The sequence below is a fragment of the Streptomyces sp. NPDC039609 genome (genome assembly GCF_055596705.1).
In genome coordinates, this window is record NZ_JBVIUJ010000003.1 from 470,172 (window position 1) to 493,197 (window position 23,026).

Annotated in this window: 22 protein-coding genes and 2 pseudogenes; 7 read left to right on the top strand and 17 right to left on the bottom strand. The window is 71.4% G+C overall.

The window, feature by feature from the left end; translation table 11 throughout:
* Positions 1 to 64 precede the first annotated feature (64 nt).
* Together ACZ561_RS11155 and ACZ561_RS11160 are read right to left on the bottom strand one after the other, a co-directional pair.
* The gene (locus tag ACZ561_RS11155) at positions 65 to 454 is read right to left on the bottom strand and encodes a hypothetical protein (protein ID WP_470992389.1); all 390 of its coding nucleotides are present in this window, start codon (positions 452 to 454) and stop codon (positions 65 to 67) included.
* Entirely contained in the window at positions 447 to 944 is a 498-nt protein-coding gene (locus ACZ561_RS11160; RefSeq protein WP_376432357.1) for a SigE family RNA polymerase sigma factor, read from the bottom strand. Before ACZ561_RS11160 ends, ACZ561_RS11155 begins: the two co-directional genes overlap by 8 nt.
* A 207-nt stretch (positions 945 to 1,151) precedes the next feature.
* Between ACZ561_RS11160 and ACZ561_RS11165 the strand changes: the two genes are divergently transcribed.
* The gene (locus ACZ561_RS11165; protein ID WP_470992393.1) at positions 1,152 to 2,015 is read left to right on the top strand and encodes a metalloregulator ArsR/SmtB family transcription factor; all 864 of its coding nucleotides are present in this window, start codon (positions 1,152 to 1,154) and stop codon (positions 2,013 to 2,015) included.
* Positions 2,012 to 2,611, top strand: a complete 600-nt coding sequence (locus ACZ561_RS11170) for a dihydrofolate reductase family protein (protein WP_470992396.1) — start codon at positions 2,012 to 2,014, stop codon at positions 2,609 to 2,611. Before ACZ561_RS11165 ends, ACZ561_RS11170 begins: the two co-directional genes overlap by 4 nt.
* 210 nt (positions 2,612 to 2,821) lie before the next feature.
* Here the strand turns inward: ACZ561_RS11170 and ACZ561_RS11175 are convergent, their stop codons facing one another.
* The 9 genes from ACZ561_RS11175 to ACZ561_RS11215 all read right to left on the bottom strand — a co-directional run bounded on the left by ACZ561_RS11175 (position 2,822) and on the right by ACZ561_RS11215 (position 11,574).
* Complete coding sequence (locus tag ACZ561_RS11175) at positions 2,822 to 3,847, bottom strand: LacI family DNA-binding transcriptional regulator (protein ID WP_470992399.1); 1,026 nt, start codon at positions 3,845 to 3,847, stop codon at positions 2,822 to 2,824.
* Positions 3,848 to 3,943: 96 nt separating this feature from the next.
* Positions 3,944 to 4,264, bottom strand: coding sequence for an L-rhamnose mutarotase (locus ACZ561_RS11180; protein ID WP_470992402.1), 321 nt, complete (start codon positions 4,262 to 4,264; stop codon positions 3,944 to 3,946).
* Between the two features lie 83 nt (positions 4,265 to 4,347).
* Positions 4,348 to 5,262 carry an alpha/beta fold hydrolase gene (locus ACZ561_RS11185; protein WP_470992405.1) on the bottom strand — a complete coding sequence of 305 codons (915 nt, stop codon included), beginning with the start codon at positions 5,260 to 5,262 and terminating at the stop codon, positions 4,348 to 4,350.
* Entirely contained in the window at positions 5,259 to 5,810 is a 552-nt protein-coding gene (locus ACZ561_RS11190; protein ID WP_470992408.1) for a YciI family protein, read from the bottom strand. The genes ACZ561_RS11185 and ACZ561_RS11190 overlap by 4 nt, the downstream gene beginning before the upstream one ends.
* A 68-nt stretch (positions 5,811 to 5,878) precedes the next feature.
* The gene (locus tag ACZ561_RS11195) at positions 5,879 to 6,583 is read right to left on the bottom strand and encodes a helix-turn-helix transcriptional regulator (protein WP_470992411.1); all 705 of its coding nucleotides are present in this window, start codon (positions 6,581 to 6,583) and stop codon (positions 5,879 to 5,881) included.
* Between the two features lie 97 nt (positions 6,584 to 6,680).
* A complete protein-coding gene (locus ACZ561_RS11200) occupies positions 6,681 to 8,105 on the bottom strand; it encodes a nucleobase:cation symporter-2 family protein (protein WP_470992414.1) in 1,425 nt (474 codons plus the stop codon).
* Between the two features lie 339 nt (positions 8,106 to 8,444).
* The gene (locus ACZ561_RS11205) at positions 8,445 to 10,142 is read right to left on the bottom strand and encodes a serine/threonine-protein kinase (protein ID WP_470992417.1); all 1,698 of its coding nucleotides are present in this window, start codon (positions 10,140 to 10,142) and stop codon (positions 8,445 to 8,447) included.
* Between the two features lie 90 nt (positions 10,143 to 10,232).
* On the bottom strand, positions 10,233 to 10,880 hold the full coding sequence (locus ACZ561_RS11210) for an alpha-ketoglutarate-dependent dioxygenase AlkB (RefSeq protein WP_470992420.1): 648 nt from the start codon (positions 10,878 to 10,880) through the stop codon (positions 10,233 to 10,235).
* A gap of 67 nt (positions 10,881 to 10,947) precedes the next feature.
* The gene (locus ACZ561_RS11215) at positions 10,948 to 11,574 is read right to left on the bottom strand and encodes a DUF998 domain-containing protein (RefSeq protein WP_470992423.1); all 627 of its coding nucleotides are present in this window, start codon (positions 11,572 to 11,574) and stop codon (positions 10,948 to 10,950) included.
* A gap of 302 nt (positions 11,575 to 11,876) precedes the next feature.
* Here ACZ561_RS11215 and ACZ561_RS11220 point away from each other — a divergent pair, with 302 nt between their 5' ends.
* The 4 genes from ACZ561_RS11220 to ACZ561_RS11235 all read left to right on the top strand — a co-directional run bounded on the left by ACZ561_RS11220 (position 11,877) and on the right by ACZ561_RS11235 (position 17,423).
* Positions 11,877 to 14,168 carry an FdhF/YdeP family oxidoreductase gene (locus ACZ561_RS11220; protein ID WP_470992426.1) on the top strand — a complete coding sequence of 764 codons (2,292 nt, stop codon included), beginning with the start codon at positions 11,877 to 11,879 and terminating at the stop codon, positions 14,166 to 14,168.
* Between the two features lie 32 nt (positions 14,169 to 14,200).
* The gene (locus ACZ561_RS11225) at positions 14,201 to 15,394 is read left to right on the top strand and encodes an MFS transporter (protein ID WP_470992428.1); all 1,194 of its coding nucleotides are present in this window, start codon (positions 14,201 to 14,203) and stop codon (positions 15,392 to 15,394) included.
* A 178-nt stretch (positions 15,395 to 15,572) separates the two neighbouring features.
* The gene (gene fdhD, locus ACZ561_RS11230) at positions 15,573 to 16,409 is read left to right on the top strand and encodes a formate dehydrogenase accessory sulfurtransferase FdhD (RefSeq protein WP_470992431.1); all 837 of its coding nucleotides are present in this window, start codon (positions 15,573 to 15,575) and stop codon (positions 16,407 to 16,409) included.
* Positions 16,410 to 16,493: 84 nt separating this feature from the next.
* Positions 16,494 to 17,423, top strand: coding sequence for a LysR family transcriptional regulator (locus ACZ561_RS11235; protein WP_470992434.1), 930 nt, complete (start codon positions 16,494 to 16,496; stop codon positions 17,421 to 17,423).
* A 27-nt stretch (positions 17,424 to 17,450) separates the two neighbouring features.
* Here ACZ561_RS11235 and ACZ561_RS11240 read toward each other — a convergent pair whose 3' ends face one another.
* Both ACZ561_RS11240 and ACZ561_RS11245 read right to left on the bottom strand, forming a co-directional pair.
* Positions 17,451 to 19,106: a phytoene desaturase family protein gene (locus ACZ561_RS11240; RefSeq protein ID WP_470992992.1), complete on the bottom strand. Its 1,656-nt coding sequence runs from the start codon at positions 19,104 to 19,106 to the stop codon at positions 17,451 to 17,453.
* The gene (locus ACZ561_RS11245) at positions 18,992 to 19,627 is read right to left on the bottom strand and encodes a DUF1345 domain-containing protein (protein WP_470992437.1); all 636 of its coding nucleotides are present in this window, start codon (positions 19,625 to 19,627) and stop codon (positions 18,992 to 18,994) included. Before ACZ561_RS11245 ends, ACZ561_RS11240 begins: the two co-directional genes overlap by 115 nt.
* 129 nt (positions 19,628 to 19,756) lie before the next feature.
* Here ACZ561_RS11245 and ACZ561_RS11250 point away from each other — a divergent pair, with 129 nt between their 5' ends.
* A complete protein-coding gene (locus ACZ561_RS11250; protein ID WP_470992441.1) occupies positions 19,757 to 20,233 on the top strand; it encodes a GreA/GreB family elongation factor in 477 nt (158 codons plus the stop codon).
* Between the two features lie 31 nt (positions 20,234 to 20,264).
* Here the strand turns inward: ACZ561_RS11250 and ACZ561_RS11255 are convergent, their stop codons facing one another.
* The 4 genes and pseudogenes from ACZ561_RS11255 to ACZ561_RS11270 form a co-directional block, all read right to left on the bottom strand.
* Positions 20,265 to 21,080: a family 1 encapsulin nanocompartment shell protein gene (locus tag ACZ561_RS11255; RefSeq protein ID WP_470992444.1), complete on the bottom strand. Its 816-nt coding sequence runs from the start codon at positions 21,078 to 21,080 to the stop codon at positions 20,265 to 20,267.
* 5 nt (positions 21,081 to 21,085) lie between these two features.
* The gene (locus ACZ561_RS11260; protein WP_470992447.1) at positions 21,086 to 22,066 is read right to left on the bottom strand and encodes a Dyp-type peroxidase; all 981 of its coding nucleotides are present in this window, start codon (positions 22,064 to 22,066) and stop codon (positions 21,086 to 21,088) included.
* Positions 22,067 to 22,160: 94 nt separating this feature from the next.
* Positions 22,161 to 22,609: pseudogene (locus tag ACZ561_RS11265) on the bottom strand (molybdenum cofactor biosynthesis protein MoaE).
* 143 nt (positions 22,610 to 22,752) lie between these two features.
* A pseudogene (locus ACZ561_RS11270) lies at positions 22,753 to 23,022 on the bottom strand (molybdopterin molybdotransferase MoeA); the annotation flags it as partial.
* Positions 23,023 to 23,026 lie beyond the last annotated feature (4 nt).

Below are 23,026 nucleotides of genomic sequence, written 5' to 3' on the forward strand. Positions count from 1 at the left end.
ATGGGTGTGGGAAGGCAGGGCGGATCGCGCGACGACGGCGCGTCGCGGTGATCGGCCGCGGACGTCAGGGGGCCGTGGTGGTCGCCCGCCCCGACGGGTACGTCGGGGTGGCCGACGGAGTGCCGGAGATGCCCTCGCCGGTGGGTGGCGGCGATGTCGTGCTGCTCAGTGGCGGCCGGGTGGTCTCCGAGGGAGACGGCGCATCGGGCGAGGGGCTGGTGGCCGGGCCGACGGGAGTCGGTGCGTCCGGCAGGAGGGCCGCCACGGTCACACCGCCGCCGGCGAAGAGCAGGCACGCGGCCCCCGCGGCGACGGCGACACGGCGCCGGTGCGCGCGTCTGGCGCGTTCGGCGATCCGCGCGACCGGTACGGCACGGGCCCGGGACTGTCCGGAGGCGGCTGCCTGCCGGAACATCTCGCGCAGAGGGTCCTGTGGTTCCTGGGGTTCAAGCACCGGGGTCCTCCTCGATGTGCCGGGGCTGCAGACGATCGGCGAGGGCGACCCGGCCGCGGACGAGGTGTGTCTTGACGGTGCTGGCGGACTGCCCCGTCTCTCCGGCGATCTGTTCGACGCTCAGATCGCACAGATAGTGCAACGTCACCGTCCGGCGCTGCTGGGCGGGCAGGTCACGGAGCGCGTCGATGAGCACGACATGCTCGGGGCCGGGGCCCTCGACGGGCGGCGGGGCGCCCGCGCGATCCCAGGCGTCCGACGCTCGCCTGCGAAAACGCCAACGGCTCACCGCGAGGCGCCAGGCGACCGTACGGATCCACGCCTCCGGCTGCCCGTCGCGATCGAGCTGCCGTCGTCGACTCCACCCCTTGACGAACGCTTCCTGTACGACGTCCTGAGCCTCGTGCAGATCGCCCAGCATCACGTACAGCTGCCCTGTGAGTCGCGCGACCGCCTGCTCGTAGAACGCCTCGAACTCCTCAACGGTCAACACTCACTCCCGGATCTTTCGCTTCACCACGCATACGCCTGGCACCAGGCGTCCGGTTGACACGGACGACGAATCAACAGAGTGACGGTGATCACGGAACCGATCGCTCCGGACACGCGTCGCACCCGGCCGGCCTCAGCCCGACCCACCTCGACCGCCAAAGATATTCCTTGACACGAATATTCTCGACGGCGAATACTTGTCTTCATGGACGCACTCCTCGCCGCACTGGCCGATCCGGCCCGCTGGCGGCTCGTCACCCTGCTGGCCGAGCGGCCCCGCCCGGTCGGTGTCCTCGCCCAGCTCGCCGGGGCGCGCCAGCCGCAGACGACCAAGCACCTGCAGACCCTCGAGCGTGCGGGAGTCGTCACCTCCCAGCGCACCGGCCAGCGCCGCGTCTACGCGCTCCGCTCCGGTCCCCTGCGAGACCTGGCGGCCACGCTCGACCGGCTCGCGGACACCGCGGACCGGACCGGCGGTCCCCGCGAGACCTACGACCGCTACGGGCTCAGCCTCGCCACGGAGCGCCTCGCCGCGGAGGAGCCGGGGTGGGCCGACGGCCGCGCGTTCACCTTCCACCGGTCGCTGACCGGGAGCCCCGAGCTGGTCTGGCGCCACCTGACCGAGCCCTCCCTGCTCACCCACTGGTGGACTCCCCACGACCTCCGCGTCTCCGAGCTCGTCTTCGAGGCGCGCCCGGGCGGGCGGATCGTCCTGGGGTATCGCGACGCCGAAGACCTCGCCGGCTCCGATCCGGAGGCCGGTCACGGGGAAGGCGTCGTCGACGAGGCACGCCCCGAGGAGCGCCTCGCCTACCGACTCTCCCCCCAGCTTCCCGACGGCAGCCACGCCTTCACCGCCCACGTCGGCATCGACCTCCGGCCCACCGGCACCGGTACGGAGCTCGACGTCGACTTCCGGATCACCGACAGCACGGTCGACTCCGCGGACTTCATCGCAGGCATCGAGATCGGCTTCGGCCAGAGCCTCGACAAGCTCGCCGACACCCTCGGCAGATCCCGGAGCACGACCAAGGCAGCCCACACCGAGGAAAAGGATGTACGGCCATGACCAGCTCGACCGGACGCAAGGTCACCGCGAACATCGCACTCACCCTCGACGGGCGCTACAACGGCCCCGGCGGACCCGGCGACATCGGCTCGATCGTCCGCTACGCCACCACCGAGGTCGCGCGCGACCACCTCACCGCCATCTGGGAAGGCGCGACGACGGCGCTGCTCGGCCGACGCAACGCCGAAGGATTCCTGGGGTACTGGCCGACGGTCGCCGAGGACGAGAACGCCGATCCGCGCGATCGCGGATACGCGAAGTGGCTGGTCGACACGGAGAAGGTGGTCTTCTCGACCACCTTGACCGAAGCACCATGGGAACGCACCCGCATGGTGAACGCCCCGGCCGTCGACGTGGTCACCGAGCTCAAGGCCACCGGCGAGGGGCACATCCTCGTCAACACCAGCCCGAGCATCCTCAAGGCACTGCTCGCCGCGGACCTGGTGGACCGGTTGTATCTGTTGATCTGCCCCGAGATCGCCGGGGGTGGGCAGCGGCTGTTCGACGACGGCCTGCCCGGATCGCAGTGGAAGCTCACGCACCAGGAGTCGGGCGAGCTGGGCGAGATGGCCATGATCTACGACCGGGCCCACTGAAGCCGACCGAACAGCACACGCACGTCGACGGCTCGCACCACGGACCGGGCGTGGCCGGGTGGTGGGCGGGTGACGGGACGCGCCAGCCGTCGACGCGGACGAAGACTGCCTTGAGGTGCTTCTCCGTCGGCGCGTCCGGGAGTTGTTCGCGGTCGAGGACGTAGGAGGCGGCACAACCGCCGATCGACGGCGGAGCCGCTGGAGGCCCGGTCAGCGGGCCGAGAGGCTGGAGCGCCGTACGACCAGTTCGGGTTGGAGGACGACCCGACGGTGCTCGTGCTCTCCCTTTCCGGCCTGCGCCTCCGACTCCTCCAGCAGGAGCTCTGCGGCCAGGCCCCCCATGGTGGCGGCGGGCTGCCGTACGGAGGTGAGCGGGACGGCCGCGGCGGCCGCGAACTCGATGTCGTCGTAGCCGACGATCGCGAGGTCGTCGGGGACGCGGACGCCGGCGTCGTACATGGCCTGCAGGACTCCGAGGGCGAGCAGGTCGTTGGCACAGAAGACGGCGGTCGGACGGTCGGCGAGCCCGAGCAGGCGGGCTCCGGCGTCACGGCCGGCGGCGGCGTCGAGTCGCTCGGTGGGCAGCTCGCGCAGGGCGTCGGGGCCGAGGCCGGCGTCGGCGAGCGCGTCGAGAGCGCCGGTGCGCCGGTCGCGTACCTGGGTGAGGCCGGGCGGACCGCTGACGTACGCGATGGAGCGGTGCCCCGCGTCCACGAGGTGGCGTACGGCCAGCGCACCTCCCGCCACGTCGTCGACGGAGACCGAGCACTCGGTGGCGTCCTCGGCGACCCGGTCGACGAGAACGAAGGGGATCTTGTGGCGGCGGAACGCCTTGATGTTGCGGCCGGTGGCGTCGGCCGGCGTCAGGAGCACTCCCCGGACCCGCTGCTCGGCGAAGAGCGACAGGTACTCGGCCTCCTCGCTCGGGCTCTGCCCGCTGTTGCAGACCATGACACCGAGGCCGGCCTCGCGCGCGGCACGCTCCGCGCCCCTCGCGACGTCGACGAAGAACGGGTTGCCCATGTCGAGGACGAGCAGCCCCATGATCCGACTGCGGCCGGCGCGCAGTTGGCGCGCGGACTCACTGCGGACGTAGCCGAGCCGGTCGATCGCCGAGAGGACCCGTTCCCTGGTCCCCGGCGCGACGGTGTCGGGGCGGTTGATGACGTTCGAGACCGTGCCCACGGCGACTCCGGCGGCGCGTGCGACGTCCTTGATACCCACCGGCTGGGCCATCGGACAGGGACCTCCTGGGAGACGGGGCGGCGGGATTGCCTTCACAGTATCGTCGGGCCGCCGGCGGGCAGCGTACGTCGCTCCGGCGCGAGGGCGTCAGGCGAGGTGGAACACCTCGGTGAGCGGCTTCATCGCCTCGTCGGGCCGTGAGCCGTCGAGGGATTCGAAGAAGGGCCCCATCTCGGCCTGCCAGCGGGCGTTGACCTCGGTGGCCTCCATACCGGCCAGGGCGGCCTGGAAGTCCTCGGTCTCCAGATAGCCGACGAGCAGGCCGTCGTCGCGCAGGAAGAGGGAGTAGTTCCGCCAGCCGGTGGCCGAGAGCGCCTGGAGCATCTCGGGCCACACGGCGGCGTGGCGTTCGCGGTACTCCTCCAGACGGTCCTCACGGACCTTGAGGAGGAAACAGACGCGTTGCATGGTGTACCGCCCCGAGAGTGAATGGTTTCACACGGCCTTTGGGGCGGGACATTATGCATGGACTACGGGTCGCGTCAGTAGGTTCAGGTCAAGGGTCCCCGCATCTCGACGCGGCGCGAGTGAATCGATTCACCCCCTTCGGCGAGGAAGGTCGTGACAGTCCGGGTGAAGGCGGCCGGGTCGTCGAGCCAGGGGAAGTGGCCGGCGCCCGGCTGGACGGCGAGTTCGGCACGGGGGAACAACGTCGCGATGTCGGCGGCGACATGAGGGCGCGGGCCGCCGTCCAGTTCCCCGGCGAGTACCAGTACCGGCGCGTCCCAGCGGGCGATGGCGGCGCGCGCAGCGGCAGGGTCGAACGCGCCGGACGACGCGTAGATGTCCGCCGCCTGCTCATTGGTCTGTTCGATTTCGGCCGCGGCATGAGCCTGGGCGGCGGTGTCCCAACGGCCGTAGAAGAACGGGACGGCGGCGTCGAAGTCGGCGTCGGTCGCGGATCCGGACCAGATGGCTTCGTAGGCGTCGCGCGCCGTCTCGAACCACGGCTCGGCCGCGCGCAGGCCGACGACCTCGTGCCGAGCCTCGACGGTGAAGTCGATGCCGAGGGCGCGGGCGCGGCCCGCGATCAAGCTGAGGGTACGGACGCGCTGCGGGTACCGGGCCGCGTAGAGGATGGCCAGATCGCCGCTCGCCGAGTGCGCGAGGACGTCGACGCTGTCCCACCCGAAGTGTTCCCGCAGGGCCTCGACATCGTCGACCTGCCGGTCACAGCGGTAGGTGGCCGGATCGGAGGGGACGCCGGAGTCGCCCGTGCCTCGCAGGTCGAGCATGACCAGTTGCCGCCCCTGCGACAGCCCACCGAGATCTCCGAGGTACGCGGACGCGCGCATGGGCCCGCCGGGCAGGCACAGCAGCGGCTCGCCTTCACCTCTGACGTGATAGGCGAGTTCCGTCCCGTCGGCCGCCCTGAACGTCGCAACGGCATCATCGTCACCGCTCATGACGGACGCCCGCCGAACTGCCAGTTGTGGACCTCCATGTCGGCATACCGGTCCGGGGTCAGCACGGCACGGGCCGTGTCCGCGTCCGGGGCGCGGACCAGCGCCGCCGTACCCAGCCAGGTGTTGCCGTCGTCGGACAGCAGCGGCCCGTACGCGATCAGTTCGTCCCGGTCGGGCGGAAGCGCGAGGTCGGCGGCCGGCCCCGATCCGAGGCCGAGCACCAGGTATCGATCGTCACCCTCGCGGCCGCCGGGGAAGTCCCACATGGTGCGCCCCAGCAGGTTGCGCCATCGGCGCAGCATCACGTCCCGGTACATCCCTGCCTGGTAGCCCGGCTCGTCGAAGGCGAAGGCGCGAGCGGCGGCCGGATCCGGCAGGTCGATGATGTGCACGCTGCCGGTGGGCAGTTCGCGATCGCCGGTGAGGGTCGGGCCGCGGGCGATCATCTCCTTCGCGTACTCGTCCATGTAGGACCAGTGGTCCTCCAGCAGCTCGTGCCGCAACGCCTCGGAGGCGGGCCTGTCTCGGTGGTAACAGAAGAACTCCATGTCGACAGTCTCTAGCACCATGCGGGGAGGTGGAGCGACAGACTTTCGCACCGCCCGTCCCCCACCACTCACAGCGGGGGTCCGGCGTCACGGCCGACGAGGCGGAGGAAGCGGTCCGTCAGGTTGTGCAGCCAACCGGCCCGCTCCGTGGCGATCTCCCGCAGCCGTGCGTTGTCGCTGCGGGCGACGACATGGCCCATGTAGCGCTCGTTGAAGCCTGCGTACTCCTGATGCAGGGTCCGCAGCGCCTGCGCCACCTGGCGCTCGGGTGCGCCGGCGAGCCGCGCGAGCGGGGTGGTGTGCTGCTTCCAGCGGCCTTCGACGGCCTGGCGGAGCAGGCCGTCGAGGTCGCCCGCGCGACGGATGACGCTCAGCAGTTCGTCCGGCTCGAGCCCCAGGGCGTCCGCGAGGCACAGGGTCTGCCGGTCGGTTCCGCCCCATCGGTGGTCCTGCTCGGCGCGTGCGTACGCGTCCGCCTCCATGCCGATGCGCTGGGCCAGCCTCACCGCGGTGAACTTCCTGGCCAGCCGGTGTTCGCGCAGGGATCTCGGTCGCAACGCCATGAGTTCCGGGACGGCACACCACAACGCGTCGGCCAGTGCGAAGAGTTCGGCCTCCGAAGGCGCCACCACCCCGGCCTCCCAGGAGAGGACGGCGGCCACCGGGCGATGCACCCCCAGCTGTCCCATGGCGGCGACGACCTGTTCGGGGGCCAGGCCGATGCGCAGACGTGCGGCCCTGGCGTGGTCGGGAGAGAACGGAGGGTGGGACATGTACGGATCACCTCGGGTGACGGCTCGGCGGAGCAGCGCGCTTCCGTGGAGTTACGGGCCCCGCCGGCTTACGGGCTCCGCCGGGCACAGGACGTTGTCAGCGGGCCGTGCCGGTCTGCGGACCGGCCCCGTCCTCGTACGCGGTCAGTCCGTCCCAGTCGATGTCCTCCCGCTTACGGCGGCTCTCGAACGCGTGGAAGAAGAGGTTCAGGAGGACCGCCGAGAGTGTGCCGAGGGTGATTCCGCTGCCCAGGACGGCCCGTACCTCGGTCGGCATCCGCTCGAAGAACGGTGCGACGGCGGTCGGGAGCATCGCGGCGCCGAGACTGACGGCCAGGATGACGGCGTTGCGTTCCTGCCTGAGGTCGACCTTGGCGAGGATCTGGATGCCGACGGTGGCGACCATGCCGAACATCACGACGGCCGCGGCGCCGAGCACCGGGTGGGGCACGGAGGCCACCACCGCGCCGGCCTTCGGCACGAGGCCGAGCAGGATCATGAGGACCCCGGCCGCGACCACGACGAACCTGCTGGTGACACGGGAGATCCGGACCAGACCGATGTTCTCCGCGAACGCCACGTACGGAAAGGAGTTGAACACTCCGCCCAGCACCGTGGCGACGCCGTCGGCCCGCAGCGCGCGGCTGACCGTCTCGCCGTCGACGTGCCGGTCGGTGATCTCGCCCATGGCGTACACGTCTCCGGTCGTCTCCACCATGGTGATGAGCATGACGACGACCATCGCGAGCATGGGGAACACCGAGAACTGCGGCAGTCCGTAGTGGAAGGGGGTGCTGACGCCGAGCCAGTCGGCCTGCTCGACCGCCCCGAGGTCGGCGTCTCCGAGCAGCCAGGCGACGGCCGTTCCGCCGACCAGCCCGAGCAGCACGGCGACACTGCGCAGGAACGGGCCGCCGAACCGCACCACCAGCAGGATGAACAGGAGCGTCCCTCCCGCGTACGCGAGGCTGACGTGGTCCCCGTAGCGGGGCCCGCCGCTCAGCGCCGCACCACCGCCGACGTCCTGGAGTGCCACCGGTATGAGGACGATGCCGATGACCGTGAGGAGGGTGCCCGTGACGATCGGGGGGAAGTACGCCGTCAGCCTGCCCGCGAACGGGGCGAGAAGGAAGGTCGCGACACCGCCGGTGATGACGGCGCCGTACACCACCAGCAGCCCGGCGGTGCCGCCACCGGCTCCCTGCCCGATGGCGATCATGGGCGAGACGGCCGTGAAGGTCGCGCCCTGGACGAGCGGCAGCCGTGCGCCGATCCGCCAGAAGCCCCATGCCTGGATGATGGTGGCGATCCCGGCGGTGACCAGGTCGGCGTTGATGAGGTAGACGAGCTCCTGACGGGAGAGCCCGAGGCTGTTCCCCAGGATCACTGGCACGAGCACTGCACCGGCGTAGAACGCCAGGACGTGCTGGAAGCCGTAGAGCGAGAGGGTGGGGAGCGGAAGGACCTGGTCCACCGGATGCGTGGTGGTGCGGGGTCGTCCCCGCGGGGCCAGTGGTGCCATCTCTGCCTTGCCTGAGGGTAGGTGAATGAGAGGCGCGACGCCGGGTCGCGCGGGAGAGCCTCGAAGGGGGCATCCGGGCGGCCGCGCGGATCGGGCGGTTCACCGGCTGGCGGCACGGGGGTTACCGGTGCGCGGCCAGGCATCCAGACATGGAGGCGTGCGGGACCGGGGCCATGGAGGCCCGGGCCGGACACAGATCCTTGCGGACGGGTACGGCAGCACGCAAGACAGCAGGCCATGCTTTTTTAAGCGAAACCCTGAAGTAACTTACGAATCAGTGGTCGTGAGCTACTTCAGGTGCGGAATTCGTCGTCTCTCTCCGGAGCGGGTACGGGCCCGTCAGGACGCCGGGTGGCTCGACACGACGTTTCCCTTGCTGTCGGCGGCGAGGTAGCCGACCGCGTTGTACTCGTTGATGAGATAGAAGAGCAGCGTCGGGCGGTCGTCGTTGAAGGTCCAGCCCTTGACGATGACGTAGCGCATGGTCGGTCGCTCGATCTTCAGTTCGCTGTCGCCGCGCTTCATCAGCGCGGGAAGGCCGTCCCAGGGCATGGCGGAGACGTCGAACGGCTGCTCGTCGGCTCCGTCGATGGTTCTCCCGGGGCCGGTCCTCCGGGCGACCCCGTTGCGGTACTCGTACTCGTCGTAGGTCTTGGCCCCGGGCCGGGTCGGGATTTCGGCCAGGGCGTAGTCCTCGTAGATCGTCAGTTCCTTCATCGTCGTCGTACCGCTGACCTCGCGGAACGACTCGATGACGGTACGGGCGTTGGCCGTCGTGAGGAGGGTTCCGCGGGGTGAGGAGGAGGTGCTGGGCTGCGACGCGGCGGTGCTGGGCCCCCTGGCGATCCCCCGGGTCGGGCCGCCGTCCGTGTTCGTCGGGGTCGCGCCTCCCTTGGCACCGGAGTCCGAGCCGCCGTCGGGCAGCAGGTTCACGACGCCCACGACGGCCACGGTGACCGCCAGCGCGAGGGAGGCGGCGAGCAGCACGGGGCGACGGCGCGAGCGGGGAGGGCCGAGCGGCGGTACGGGATGTGCGGGCGGGCCGAACCCGCCGCCGACGGCTGGGGAGGCGTGGGACGGGACGGTCGGGGTGGGCCACGCCTGCGCGGCGGGCCGGGGCGCGTACGCGGGGTGGGGGTGCGGCGGGCCGAACGGGCCGGGGGTCGCTTCCGCCGGGGTCCAGGTTCCGGAGTGCCGGGACGTGGCATCGGCAAGCAGCTGTTCCAGCTGTGCCCCGTCGGGCCGCGACGCCGGGTCTCGTACGAGGAGTCGGGTGAGTACGGGAGTCAGCGCGCCGGACCTCACCGGTGCGGGGATCGGGTCGTCGAGCACGGCGACCACGGTCGCCAGGCTGGTGGCCCGGCGCAGCGGATGGTGGCCCTCGGCCGCCACGTACAGCAGCATCCCGAGCGACCACAGGTCGGAGGCCGGGTTGCCCTCCTCGCCCCGTACGCGCTCGGGGGCGATGAACTCGGGCGATCCGATCAGGTCGCCCGTGGCGGTGAGTCGCGACGTCGCCTCGCTGAGCACGGCGATGCCGAAGTCGGTGAGGACGGCGCTGCCGTCGGGGCGGAGCAGCACGTTGGCGGGCTTCACGTCGCGGTGGTGGATGCCGGCGGAGTGCGCGGCGCGCAGGGCGGACAGGACCTCCCGCCCGAGAGTGAGAACCTCGGGGACGGGCATCGGGCCCTCGGTGAGACGCTCGTAGACGGAGCGGCCCTCGACGAGCTCCATGACGATCCAGGGGTGCGAGCCGTCCTGCGGTTCGACGATGTGGTGGATCGTCACGACGTGCGGATTCGAGAGCCGTGCCAGGGCCCGCGCCTCGCGGACGGCCCGTTCGCGCAGTTGCGCGGCGAGTCCGGGGTTCGCTTCCTCGACGGCCGGGTCGGGCGGACGCACTTCCTTGAGGGCGACATCGCGCTGGAGGGCGACGTCGCGTGCCCGCCAGACGGTGCCCATGCCGCCGCTGCCCAGTCGGGAGATCAGTTGGAAACGCCCGTCGACCAGGGGTCTTCGGTCCTCGCTCGCGCTCATGAGCGGTCATGGTATTCGGTGCCGGTGACACGCCTCCCCGAGGGCCGCGCACACCGCCCACGGGCGGACATCCGCGAGGGCTGCCGCGTGTCAGCCCACGCCACGGGGGCGGAACTGAACGCTGATGCGCGGCCCGACCGCGCGGGTCGTCTTCGGGATGGCGTGTTCCCAGGTGCGTTGGCAGGAGCCGCCCATCACCACGAGGTCTCCGTGGCCCAGAGGGAGCCGGAGGGCGACGGGGCCGCCGCCGCGGGGGCGGAGGGCGAGGTCGCGGGGGTCTCCGAGGGAGAGGATGGCGACCATGGTGTCCTGCGTGGCGGAGCGGCCCATGCGGTCGCCGTGCCAGGCGACGCTGTCGCGGCCGTCGCGGTACAGGCAGAGGCCGGCGGTGACGAAGGGTTCACCGAGCTCGGAGGCGTAGTGGGCGCTCAAGGCATCGCGGGCTTCGACGAGGGCGGGGTGCGGGAGGGGGGCGCCCTCGCGGTAGTACGCGAGGAGGCGGGGTACGGCGACCACGTTGTCGTACATCGTGCGCTCCTCGGCCTGCCACGGCACGCCCGTGGCCAGCTCCTCGAACAGCGCGTCGGCCCCGTGGAACCACCCGGGCAGGTGGTCGACCCAGGCCCCGCCGACGAGGGCGACCCGCCGGACACCGTCCAGTGGGCCGGGCCGGATGTCGGCGCCCTGGTCGAAGAGCGAGCCCTGCAGGCCGGGCATCCGGGGTCGCGGTGCGGTCATGGTTCCAGCGTAGACGAAGAACCGAACGTTTGAGCGAATCAGGGGGCCGGCGCGAGGCCGCGGCCGCTCAACGGGAGTGGGGATCCGCCCCGGTCACTTCGCGCGGAGTGTCGTTCTCGCGATGGAGGAGGCAGGACGCGACGACCACGAAGGGCCACACGGACTGCATGCAGGTCACGAGGCGTTCGGCGACACCGGCGGGGCCTTGGCGGTTGATCTCGAGCAGGAACCAGGCCGCGCCGAGGCCCATCAGGGCGGTCGCCGCGAGAGCGGGAGCGGGTCGCAGTCCCCACGGTGCGGCTCCGCCGCGGACGGCGGCCAGAACCGGCCACAGGGCCAGGAGGACGAAGCCGACCGCGGCAACCGAACCGTGGCGGAGGGAACCCCCGCTGCTCGGCACCGGCAGCAACGCCACCACGAACGCCGTGACTCCACCGGCGGCCAGCGTCAGCCGTCCGGCGAGCGCGGCGGGGCGCAGCCCCCAGGCGGTCAGCAGATGACAGGCGCCCAAGGCGAGCAGGGCGCTGGTCATCACCCAGAATCCCGCGGCTCCGTAGGCGGCCAGGACGCTGATCGTCTGGGTGGCGGGATCGTAGGCGGACCCCTCCATGCCCGCCGCGATCATCCAGCCTCCGGCCAGCAGGACAGGGGCACACCCCGACGAAAGGAGGGCCCACCTGGGAACGGATCGCATCAGCCCACGGTAAGGCGTGGCCCTGCCGCCTTCCGGCATCGACGGCCCCCGGGGCGTCGGGGCCATTTCGGCGCTCCACCCCCGGGCAATTGACGATCATTCCCGTGCGATAAGCGCCACCTATCGACTCATCGAAAAGCCCTCTTTGACACCCCCCGGGGAAACGGCGGAAGCTTCTCTCGCAGCCGGATTCGAATAATCGCAGGCAAATCCCGAACCGAAAAAGGAAAAGGGTCGCCGCCTTTTCTCCGGACAGCGGTATCGGTCCCCGGGGCCGCGACAGAGAGAGGCACACCCCCACCATGACCAGCATCGAGGACCCCAGCGACGACCTCTCGGTCACCCCTCCCAAGACCTGGGCGACCGGTGTTCCCGCCGTGACGCACGCGCTGGAGTACGCGCTGGGGCAGACGTCCGTGCGGCGTACGGCTCTGACTCTGCTGAACATCAATCAGGCCAAGGGATTCGACTGCCCGGGATGCGCCTGGCCGGAGCCCCCGCCCGGTGAGCGGCAGAGGAACGAGTACTGCGAGAACGGTGCGAAGCACATCGCCGACGAGGCCACCTCTCGACGCGTCACCGCCGATTTCTTCCGTGAGCACTCGATCGCCGAGTTGGGCCGCAGGTCCGACTACTGGCTCAACCAGCAGGGCCGGCTCACGGAGCCCATGGTGAAGCGGCCCGGTGCCTCGCACTACGAGCCGATCGGCTGGGACGACGCACTCGGTATTCTCGCCGAGGAGCTGCGCCGCCTCGACTCCCCCGACGAGGCCATCTTCTACGTGTCCGGCCGGCTCAACAACGAAGCCGCGTTCCTGCTCCAGCTGTTCGCCCGCGCGTACGGCACCAACAACCTGCCCGACTGCTCCAACATGTGCCACGAGTCCAGCGGCTTCGGGCTCGGGGAGACCCTCGGCATCGGCAAGGGCAGTGTGTCGCTGGACGACATCCACAACTCCGACCTGATCTTCGTCGTGGGGCAGAACCCGGGCACCAACCACCCGCGCATGCTGTCCGCCCTCGAGGAGACCAAACGCAACGGCGGCCAGGTCGTGGCGGTCAACACGCTGCCCGAGGCCGGTCTGATGCGGTTCAAGCACCCACAGCGGGCGCGGGGCGTGATCGGCAAGGGCACCCCGATCGCCGACCAGTTCCTCCATATACGCGCCGGTGGCGACCTCGCCCTCTTCCAGGCGCTGAACCTGCTGCTCCTGGAGGCGGAGGACGCCGCTCCGGGCACGGTCCTCGACCGCTCCTTCATCGACTCCGACACCACCGGCTTCGAGGAGTTCGCGGAGCACGCCCGCAAGATCCGCTGGGACGACGTCATCGCCGCGACCGGTCTGACCCGCGAGGAGATCGAGGAGGTCCACAGGCGTGTGCTGAACGCGAAGAGCGTCATCGTGTGCTGGGCGATGGGTCTGACCCAGCACAAGCACGGCGTTCCCAGCATCCGCGAGATCGTCGACTTCCTGCTGCTGCGGGGCAATATCGGCAGGCCAGGCGCCGGCGTCTGCCCGGTCCGCGGCCACCCCAACGTCCAGGGCGACCGCACCATGGGCGTGTGGGAGCGGATGCCGCGGGCGTTCCTCGACTCCCTCGGCCGCGAGTTCGATTTCACGCCTCCCTCCCACCACGGCCTCGACGCGGTGAACTCGATCCGCGCCATGCGCGACGGGAAGGCACATGTCTTCCTCGGCGTCGCCGGGAACTTCGTGCGCGCCACCCCCGACAGCGCCGTCACCGAACAGGCCCTGCGCAACTGCCGGCTGACCGCGCAGATCTCCACCAAACTCAATCACTCCCACACCGTGTGCGGTGACACGGCACTGATCCTGCCGACCCTGGGCCGCAGCGACCGCGACATCCAGGAGAGCGGCGAGCAGTTCTACACCGTCGAGGACTCCATGAGCGAGGTCCACGCCTCCCGCGGGCGCCTCGCCCCCGCCTCTCCGCACCTGCTCAGCGAGGTCGCGATCATCGCGCGTCTGGCGCGGCGCACGCTCGGCGACGCGGTGGACATCCCCTGGGAGCTGTTCGAGCGGGACTACGGCACCATCCGCGACCGCATCGCGCGCGTGATCCCCGGCTTCGAGGACTTCAACGCCCGCGTCGACAGGCCCGGCGGCTTCACCCTGCCCAACCCCGTCAACCGGGGCGTCTACCCGACACCCAGCGGCAAAGCCGTCTTCACCCGCAACGAGTTCACGATGCTGCGCGCGCCCGAGGGGCACCTCATCCTGCAGACTCTGCGCTCCCACGACCAGTGGAACACCGTCCCGTACGCGATGAACGACCGCTACCGGGGAATCCACAACGCCCGCCGGGTCGTCCTGGTCAACCCCGACGATCTGGCCGACCTCGGCCTCGCCGACCGCGACCTGGTCGACCTCGTCGGCGTCTGGGACGACGGTGTCGAGCGCCGAGCGCCCGCGTTCCGGGTCGTGGCGTATCCGACCAGCCCCGGCTCCGCCGCCTCGTACTACCCCGAGACCAACGTCCTGGTCCCTCTCGACAGCGTCGCCGACATCAGCAACTGCCCCACGTCCAAGGGTGTGGTGGTCCGACTGGAACCGGCACGCGACTCCGACTGAGCCCGCGCCGAGCACCGAAAGGACCTGCCCCCATGCCCGCAGCTCGCGCCGCGCGCGGTTGGCTTCCGGTGGCGGCCGCGCTGTTCGCCGCCGGGTGGGGCGCGAACCAGTTCACCCCGCTCGCGGTGGTGTACCGGACCCAGGAGCACTGGCCATCCGTCCCGGTCGCCGCCATGTTCACCACCTACCTGCTGGGGCTCCTCCCCGGTCTGCTCCTCGGCGGCCCGTTCGCGGACCGGCTCGGCAGGCGGCGCGTGGTGCGGCTCGCGCTGGTGCTGTCCGCCGCCGCCAGCGCCCTCCTGGCGGCGGCGGACATGTCCCGGAACGCCGTGTACGTCAGCCGTCTGGCCACCGGCGTCGCGGCCGGCGTCATCCTGACCGCCGGCACCACGTGGCTGGAGGAACTGTCCTCCGGTGCGAAGCGCCCGGACGCCGGCGCCCGCCGTGCGACGTACGCCACGGGTGGCGGCTTCGCCGCCGGGGCGCTGACGGCGGGTGTCCTCGCCGAATGGCTGCCGCGGCCGATGGTGCTGCCCTGCCTCGCCCACTCCCTGCTGGCCCTGATCGTGCTCGGCTCGACCACCGCCGTACCGGAGACGGCGTCGCGGTCCGCGGTCGTCCCGTGGGCGCCGCACATCGCCCGTCTGCGCCGGGCGGCCGTCACACACCCTCGCTTCGTACGGGTGGTGCTGCCGGCGAGCCCGGCCGTCTTCTGCGCCGCCACGGTCGCCTATGTCGTGCTGCCCTCGTTGGTCGCCGACCGCGTTCCGGGATACGCGCCGGTGTTCAGCGGTCTGGTGACGGCGCTGACGCTCGCCGTGGGTACGGCCGTCCAGCCCCTGGCCGTCCGACTGGACCACGCGCACAGCGCGCGGGCGACCCTCGTCTCGATGGTCACCGTGATCGGAGGACTTCTGGTGGGCGCCTGCGCCGTGTACGGGGACTCCGCGGGCCTGGTGCCGGCAGCGGCGGTCCTCCTGGGTGCCGGATACGGCCTCACCCTGGCCTCGGGGCTCCTGGAGATCGAACGCCTGGCGACTCCGAAGGCCGTTCCCTCGACCGCGATCCTGTATCAAGGTGCCACCTACAGCGGCTTCCTGACGCCGCTGCTTCTCGCGGTGACCGCCGGAGCCGCTCCGTACCCCGCCCTGCTGGCGGCCCTGGCGGCCGTGGGGCTCCTGTGCCTGGTGATCACCGCGTGGTTCAGCCGCCGGAGCCTTCCCTGAGGGCGTGGGAACACGGCGGGGTTCGCCGCGGGTCATATCGTCGGCCGTCGGACCTGGGCCGTCGGCGACCCCCACGGCACGGTCCCCAGCCTCGGGCCCAGGTCCCGCCCGACGGACCGTCGAACGGACTCAACCGCACAACACCGTCGGAGCCCCGCTCCGTCGAGAGGAGCAGACGATGGGACGAGTGACCGTACGACGGCGGGTACTGCGCGTTCGGGAGGGGGTGTCCTCGCACCGACCGGACACCCTGGCGGCCGAGGAGCCGATGGAGATCCGGGTCGGCGGGCGCCCGCTCACCGTCACCATGCGCACCCCAGGCGACGACTTCGACCTCGCGGCAGGGTTCCTGGTGAGCGAGGGCGTGGTGCATGCCGCCGACGAGGTGGCGGGGATCCGGTACTGCGCGGGGGCCTCGGCCGACGGCGGCAACACGTACAACGTGGTGGACGTCGCCCTGGCCCCGGGCGTCACGGCCCCCGACGCGTCGCTGGAGCGGAACTTCTACACCACTTCGTCGTGCGGTCTGTGTGGCAAGGCCAGTCTGGACGCGGTGCGCACCACGGCGGCGTGGTCCGTCGCCGAGGACCCGCTGTGCATCGGACCGGAGGTGGTGACCGCCCTGCCGGACCGGCTGCGGGCGGCGCAGCGGGTCTTCGACACCACGGGCGGCCTGCACGCCGCCGGGCTCTTCTCCCCCGACGGTGAGCTGCTGTGTCTGCGGGAGGACGTGGGGCGGCACAACGCCGTGGACAAGGTCGTGGGCCACGCCCTGCGGTCGGAACTGCTGCCGCTGCGCGAGTCGGTGCTGATGGTGAGTGGCCGGGCGTCGTTCGAGCTGGTGCAGAAGGCGGTGATGGCCGGAATCCCGATGCTGGCAGCCGTCTCCGCGCCGTCCTCGCTCGCCGTGGACCTGGCCGAGGAGAGTGGGTTGACCCTGATCGGATTCCTGCGCGGCGCCTCGATGAACGTCTACACCGGGTCCGAGCGCCTGCAACCGCTGCCCGTGGCATGACCGTCCCGGTCCGGGCGGTCCGCCGCGCCCCGCGGCATGCGGCCGAGGCTGGCTTTCGGACGAGTGGTCGGGTAGACCCGTAGCGTGCTGTTCCGTCAACTCGAGTACCTGGTCGCCCTCTCCCGGGAGCGTCACTTCGCCCGGGCCGCCCAGGCCTGCTACGTCTCTCAGCCCGCGCTCTCCGAGGCGATCCGGAAGCTGGAGGAGGAGCTGGACGTGCCGCTGGTCCGGCGCGGCCGCAAGTACGAGGGCCTCACGCCCGAGGGTGAGCGCATCGTGGTGTGGGCGCAGCGGATCCTGGCCGACCGCGACGCCCTCGAGGACGAGGTCGGTGCCCTGCGCGGCGGGTTGAGCGGCACGATACGGATCGGCTCGGTCCCGACCGCCGTCGGCGCCGTCTCCCTGCTGACCGCCCCGTTCTGCCTCGCCCATCCGCTGGTGAGGGTGGAGGTGATAGCGGACCTCCAGTCGCAGGACATCCTCCGGCAGTTGCGGAACTTCGAGATCGACGCCGGAATCACGTATCTGCACAAGGGCTTCTCGGAGGACTTCCGGTCGGTCCCGCTCTACGAGGAGCGGTACGTGCTCCTGACCAGCGCCGCCGACATGCCCGTTCATCGGGCGACGGCGACCTGGGCAGAGGCTTCCCGGCTGCCCCTGTGCCTGCTGACGGGTGCCATGCAGGGCCGCCAGGTGCTGGACGAGGTGTTCGCCGAGGCCGGGGTGGAGCCGTCGCCCCGGGTCGAGACCGATTCGGTGGCCGCTCTGTTCGCCCACGTCAGGACGGGCCGGTGGGCCAGTGTCGTGCCGCACACCTGGCTGCACGTCTTCGGCGTCCCGCACGGCATGAGGGCGGTGCCGCTGGTCGAGCCTGCCCGCACGGTGCCGATGGGTCTCGTGGTCACCGCCCGGGAGCCCGGTTCTGTCCTGGCCCGAGCGCTGACGACCGTCGCCCGAGAGAACGATGTCGCCGCCGCTCTGGACCACCTCCCCGGGGATCCCGCGCCCCCGTAGGAGCCGGTCGGCCCGCGCGCCGCCACATCACTCGGACGGGATGCCGAGGTGCCGCAGCGCGGACCGCGCCGCCCCGGCGCCGCACATGCCATGGGCCCCGGGCCCCGGCGGGACGGCGGCCGAACACAGGAACACCCCGGGCAGGCCGGTGGCGTACGGGTCGAGTGCCGGGCGGGCGCCGAGGACGAGTTGGGGGATCGTCTTGGCTCCCGTGAGGATGTCGCCGCCCACGAAGTTCGCGTTGGCGGTGGCGAAGTCGGCGGGTCGGGTGGTCCGCATGCCCACGACGCGTTCCCGTACGCCGGGGGCGAAGCGCTCGAGCTGCCGCAGGATCGCCTCGGTGGCGTCCCCTTCGTAGCCGTACGGAACGTGGGCGTACGTATAGACGGGGTGGACGTTCCCCACCGACCGCGAGGGATCCGCCAGATATTGCTGGCCGACGAGGACGAAGGGGCGCTCCGGCATCCGTCCGGCCGTCACGTCCTTCTCCCCCCGCGCCACCTCGGCGAGCGGCCCGCCGAGGTGCACGGTGCCCGCGCGCCGGGCGTGTTCGTTCGTCCAGGGCACGCCGTCCTCGACGGCCAGGTCGACCTTGAACGCGCCGGGGCCCCTGCGGAACCGGCGGTACGCGGTCCGTACACGGGGCGGCAGGCGATCGCCGTACACGGACGCGATCTGGCCGGGATCGAGGTCGAGGAGGGTGACCTCGGCGGGCGGGATCTGCGCGGCGTCGGTGATACGTACCCCGGTGTGGACGATGCCGCCGTGCTCCAGGAGCGCCGCCTCCATGGCGCGGGTGATGGACTGTGAGCCGCCCTCGGCCACAGCCCATCCGGCGGTGTGGCCGGCGGTGAGGATGCCGAGTCCGATCGCCGAGCTGAGCGGGTGGGACAGCGGGCGGAAGGCGTGGGCCGCGACGCCTGCCCACAGGGCCTGCGCCGCGGGGGTCCGGAAGAGGCGGGCGAGGGCCGTGGCGGGCAGGACGGTGGGCAGACCGAAGCGGGCGAGCAGCAGTGGGTGCGACGGGATCCGCAGCAGGGGGCCCATGACGTCCTCGGCGAGTGCCTCCCAGCGCCGTACCGAAGGCTCCATCAGTGCCCGGTAGCGACTGCCGTCGGTGCCGAGCCCCGAGGCGGTGTCCTCGACGGAGCGCAGCAGCACCCCGGCGGACCCGTCGTCCAGTGGATGCACACAGTCGATGTCCGGGAGCAGCCAGCGCAGCCCCTGGCGTTCCAGGTCGAGCGACCGGAGCGCGGGCGACGTGACGGCCATCGGGTGGATGGCCGAGCAGTGGTCGTGCAGCAGGCCCGGCAGGATCGCCTCGTAGCTGCGGGTGCCGCCGCCGACCTCGTCGGCGGCTTCGAGGACGGTGACCTCCAGGCCTGCCTTCGCGAGCAGGACCGCGGCGGCGAGCCCGTTGGGACCAGCGCCGACGACGACCGCGGACGTCATGAGGCGATGGCCAGGAGCGGAACGGACGAGGGCGGCGTCGTGGATCTCATGCGTCCGAGTCTGACGCCGAACGGGCCGACCCTCCAAGCCCGGGTCCCGGTCCGTACCGGGCGACGTCAGCCGGTGACGAGTCCGACGACGAGATTGATGGCGGTCGCGAGGATGCTGGTACCGAAGACATAGGACAGGAGCGAATGCCGTAGCACCACCGCGCGGATCGTCGGACTCGATACGTCGGTGTCGGAGACCTGATAGGTCATACCGAGGTTGTAACTGAAGTAGAAGAAGTCCCGGTACGCGGGCTGCCGATCGGAATTGAAGTCGATCCCTCCCTCCGAATCGCCGTAATAGAGGAACGCATAACGGGTGGCGTACATCAGGTGCAGTGCCGCCCAGGCCATGAACACACCGCTGAGCGCGGTCGCGGCGGCGGCGTGGCCGGTGTCGGTTCCGCCGCGGAGGAGCAGGACGACGATGCTGCCCAGTCCGCACAGGGCGACCGCGACGATGACGACCTCGTCCGTCACGGGCCGGAAGTCCTCACGCCGGGCGTCGCGGCGGGTGGTGGTCGCGTCCAGCGGCCACATCTGGATCCACCCGGCGACGACGAATCCCGTCTCCGTCACGGCGATACCGGCGAGAACTCCCAGCGGTACGTCGGCCAGGACGCCGATGACGACGCCCATCACCACTCCGACGGCCACCGAACAGACAAGCCGGGAAACCGCGGACCGCGGCAGCCAACGTCTCATGGGCCGCCACATTAGCGGCGCCCATATCGGCCGCCGGTTCCGCCGGGCCGCGATTTGCCGGACTCTCCGCGGAGTGCGGTAATTGAATTGCCTGTACGACCGATTCGCCCGCGTATCACGGGAGCAGGAATGACCGGTGGACCCGAGCCCATCAGCGCCGTCGCTCTGCGGGCGCTCCAGCAGGAACTCGAGGACCTGCGCGCCGAACGGGATACGGCGGCCGCGACCTTGCGGGGCGAGGATCCTGTGGGCGACAGGGCGGACGAGGCGGACGAACTGCAGCGCGCCTCGGAGGTAGCCCGTCTGGACAGGCACATCGCCGAGATCGAGGGCCGGATCCGGGAGGCGTCCGTCGCGGGCGCACCGGCGACGGAGGTGATCGGGGTGGGCAGCACCGTCAGCGTACGGTTCGCGGACGGGACGGAGTCGACGCTCCAGGTCGGCGAGGTGGCCGAGGAGCTGGACCTGACCCTGGTGACCGCCGACAGCCCGCTCGGGCACGCGCTGCTCGGGCACCGCGCCGGCGACACGGTGACCTACCAGGCGCCCGACGGCCGCACGACCGCGGTCGTCCTCTCCCTGGGCGACATCCACGGCTCGCCGTAGCGCGGCGGGCGGGACTCGGGGCGTCGGGGCTTCAGGACGTGAGCACGACGACGGCCTCGTCCGTGTACGTCAGGAAGGTCAGCGTCTCCTGGAAGTACAGATCGACGCTGTTCGCGTCATGCCCGGTGTAGCCGATCGCCAGGTCCTGGCCGAGGAGCAGTTCGAAGTCGCCGCCCCGGGTGGACAGGACGAACGCGCCGCGCAGTGCGGGCGCCCAGATCGGGTCGCCTCCCAGGATCCGGCCCAGGTGCGCCGCGATCGGGTAGCCGTGATCGGAGGTCTCGCTGACCGCCGTGTACGCGTCGGCGCCGAGCAGGAGCGCGTACGGCCCGTCGACGCCGGCCAGCCGCAGCGACGTCAGGGCTCTGCTGATCGCGTCGGGGTAGTCGCGCGGCTCGGCGGGCAGGGCCAGCTCCGGGTTGGACGTCCGCGACCGCAGCCCTTCGATGCCCGCCGCCGCGTACCCGTCGAAGACGGCGCGGTCCTCCGCGAAGGCCATGGCGCGTGCCGCCTCCTTCACGGGCTGCCAGTCCGAGTCGTGCGAGCCGCGCTCGACGTCGTCCACGGCGGCCCGGCTCACGGTGAACGGGACGCGGAGTTCGACCAGTCGGCGTGCCTCGCGCAGCCGCGCCGTGACGCCGGGGGCGGGCGGATCGATCTCGTCGAGATGGCCTGTGCCGGCGGCGGCGAGCCCCGGGCCCGCCGCGCCCGGGACGTCGACCACCCGGCGCCCGGCGACATGGCGCCGGAAGGTACGGCGCGCCTCTTCCTCGATCTCGGCCCAGGCGGCCGGGGTGATCGGGGCGAGTTCGCGGTGCAGGTTGTCGGTGGCGGCGGGGTTCGTCATGACGCTCAGGCTCCTTTGAGGCTGCCGATGCGCAAATCGCCTCGGTGGGCGGTCCCGGAGGCCGGGGCGGGCAGGTCGCCGAGGAGGTCGGCACTGGGCACGAAGAAGAGGCCGCCGGTGACGGCCGTGGAGAAGTCGAGGATGCGGTCGGTGAGGCCCGGCGGGTCGCCGAGGAACATGTTGCGCAGCATCTGTTCGGTCACCGCGGGAGTGCGCGCGTAGCCGATGAAGTAGGTGCCGAACTCGCCGCGGCCGACCTCGCCGAACGCCATGTTCTCGCGCACGATCTTCTGTTCGGTGCCGTCCGCGTCGACGATCGTGTTGAGCGCGACGTGCGAGTCGTCCGGTTTGACGCCGTCGGGGAGTTCGACGTTGGACGACTTCGTACGGCCGATGACGTGTTCCTGCTCCTCGACGCTGAGCGACTGCCAGGCCGCCATGTCGTGGACGTACTTCTGCACGATGACGTAGCTGCCGCCGAGGAAGGGCGGCTCGTCGTCGGTGACGAACACTGCGTCGTCCGCCTGCCCCGCTTCCGGGTTCTCGCTGCCGTCGACGAAGCCGAGGAGGTCGCGCTCGTCGAAGTACTTGAAGCCGTGCACCTCGTCGACGACGGTCACGGCGGCGCCCAGGGCGTCGACGATGAGCCGGGCCAGTTCGAAGCAGAGGTCCATACGACGACCGCGTACGTGGAAGAGCAGATCGCCCGGGGTGGACGGCGCCCGGTGCCGGGGGCCCGTCAGCGGCGTGAAGGGGTGGAGCTCGCGCGGGCGCGGTCCGCCGACGAGGCGGTCCCACGCCGTCGAGCCGATGCCCGCGACGCAGGTGAGGACGGAGTCCGGCGAACGGAAGGCCACGGAGCGCGTCAGCCCGGCGAGATCGGCCAGCGCGTCCCGTACGGCTGCCTCACCGCCGGGGTTCAGCGTGGCCACGAGGAACACGGCGGCTCTCGGCGGCGGTACGACGACGGGCTGCGTGGTGACCACGTGACTCCCGGCAGACATTCATTTACGAACTGCGACAAAGGGTACGGCGTCAGCGTATCCGGCCTCCGGCCGGGACGCAGGCCGGGCACCGCCGTCAGCATGCGCCGACCCACTCCTCGGTGCCGTCCGTGAAGATCTGGTGCTTCCAGATCGGCACCTGGTGCTTGAGGTCCTCGACCAGCCTCTCGCACGCGGCGAACGCCTCTGCCCGGTGCGGACAGGAGACGGCCGCGATCACCGCGACGTCGCCGATCGCGAGACGGCCGGTCCGGTGCGCGGCGGCCCGTGCGCGGACCGGGAAGTCGGCGAGGACCTTCTCTCCCATCCCGGTGCAGCTCGCCCGTGGCGCCCGGATGGGAGGTGTACTCCAGGGAGGTGACGGACGTGCCGCGGTCGTGGGTCGCGCACCGTGCCGACGAAGACGGCGGTGCCTCCGGCGGCGGGGTCGCCCACCGCCGCGTACACCTCGTCGAGGGAGAGCGGGGTGTCGCGGACGGCGAGCAGCCGTAGCGGGTCATCGGCGATGTCGTGCCGGTGCGGCATGGCTCATGTCCTGTCGTCGGGGGCGGCTGTACGGAATCATCGGCCGGGGGCGTCCAGAACCTCCGTGGCGAGCCTTCGGCGAGTCCACGCGGTGGGACCACCGCGAGGCCGTCGGCGAGGGTCGGCCCACGCAGCATCGCCGGGCCGTCGAAGGCGAGCGGCACCGCGGTGCCCTCGGTGAGACGGACCGGCAGCAGCCGGGTGTCCCGCGCGTGCCCCGGCAGCGGCGCGGCGGCTGCGGCTCGGCGGCTGCGGCTCGGCGCGGAGCCTGGTGGGCGTGTCCGCCCAGCCGGTGCACCAGCGGCGCCGCGAGGGTGACGGTGCCTGCCACAGCGGCCAGGGCGTTGCCGGGCAGGCCCACGAGGAGTCGGGGGCGGCCGCCTGCCACGGGGTGGGAGTTCGGCGAGGAGCATGGGG

Bases quoted from the DNA above. Each gene is read 5' to 3' on its own strand.
- ACZ561_RS11245 (WP_470992437.1), bottom strand. From the start codon at position 19,627: ATGAGACGTTGGCTGCCGCGGTCCGCGGTTTCCCGGCTTGTCTGTTCG.
- fdhD (WP_470992431.1), top strand. From the start codon at position 15,573: ATGGGACGAGTGACCGTACGACGGCGGGTACTGCGCGTTCGGGAGGGG.
- ACZ561_RS11205 (WP_470992417.1), bottom strand. From the start codon at position 10,142: ATGAGCGCGAGCGAGGACCGAAGACCCCTGGTCGACGGGCGTTTCCAA.
- ACZ561_RS11220 (WP_470992426.1), top strand. From the start codon at position 11,877: ATGACCAGCATCGAGGACCCCAGCGACGACCTCTCGGTCACCCCTCCC.
- ACZ561_RS11195 (WP_470992411.1), bottom strand. From the start codon at position 6,583: ATGTCCCACCCTCCGTTCTCTCCCGACCACGCCAGGGCCGCACGTCTG.
- ACZ561_RS11215 (WP_470992423.1), bottom strand. From the start codon at position 11,574: ATGCGATCCGTTCCCAGGTGGGCCCTCCTTTCGTCGGGGTGTGCCCCT.
- ACZ561_RS11175 (WP_470992399.1), bottom strand. From the start codon at position 3,847: ATGGCCCAGCCGGTGGGTATCAAGGACGTCGCACGCGCCGCCGGAGTC.
- ACZ561_RS11170 (WP_470992396.1), top strand. From the start codon at position 2,012: ATGACCAGCTCGACCGGACGCAAGGTCACCGCGAACATCGCACTCACC.
- ACZ561_RS11180 (WP_470992402.1), bottom strand. From the start codon at position 4,264: ATGCAACGCGTCTGTTTCCTCCTCAAGGTCCGTGAGGACCGTCTGGAG.
- ACZ561_RS11210 (WP_470992420.1), bottom strand. From the start codon at position 10,880: ATGACCGCACCGCGACCCCGGATGCCCGGCCTGCAGGGCTCGCTCTTC.
- ACZ561_RS11185 (WP_470992405.1), bottom strand. From the start codon at position 5,262: ATGAGCGGTGACGATGATGCCGTTGCGACGTTCAGGGCGGCCGACGGG.
- ACZ561_RS11255 (WP_470992444.1), bottom strand. From the start codon at position 21,080: ATGACGAACCCCGCCGCCACCGACAACCTGCACCGCGAACTCGCCCCG.
- ACZ561_RS11165 (WP_470992393.1), top strand. From the start codon at position 1,152: ATGGACGCACTCCTCGCCGCACTGGCCGATCCGGCCCGCTGGCGGCTC.
- ACZ561_RS11190 (WP_470992408.1), bottom strand. From the start codon at position 5,810: ATGGAGTTCTTCTGTTACCACCGAGACAGGCCCGCCTCCGAGGCGTTG.
- ACZ561_RS11200 (WP_470992414.1), bottom strand. From the start codon at position 8,105: ATGGCACCACTGGCCCCGCGGGGACGACCCCGCACCACCACGCATCCG.
- ACZ561_RS11250 (WP_470992441.1), top strand. From the start codon at position 19,757: ATGACCGGTGGACCCGAGCCCATCAGCGCCGTCGCTCTGCGGGCGCTC.
- ACZ561_RS11225 (WP_470992428.1), top strand. From the start codon at position 14,201: ATGCCCGCAGCTCGCGCCGCGCGCGGTTGGCTTCCGGTGGCGGCCGCG.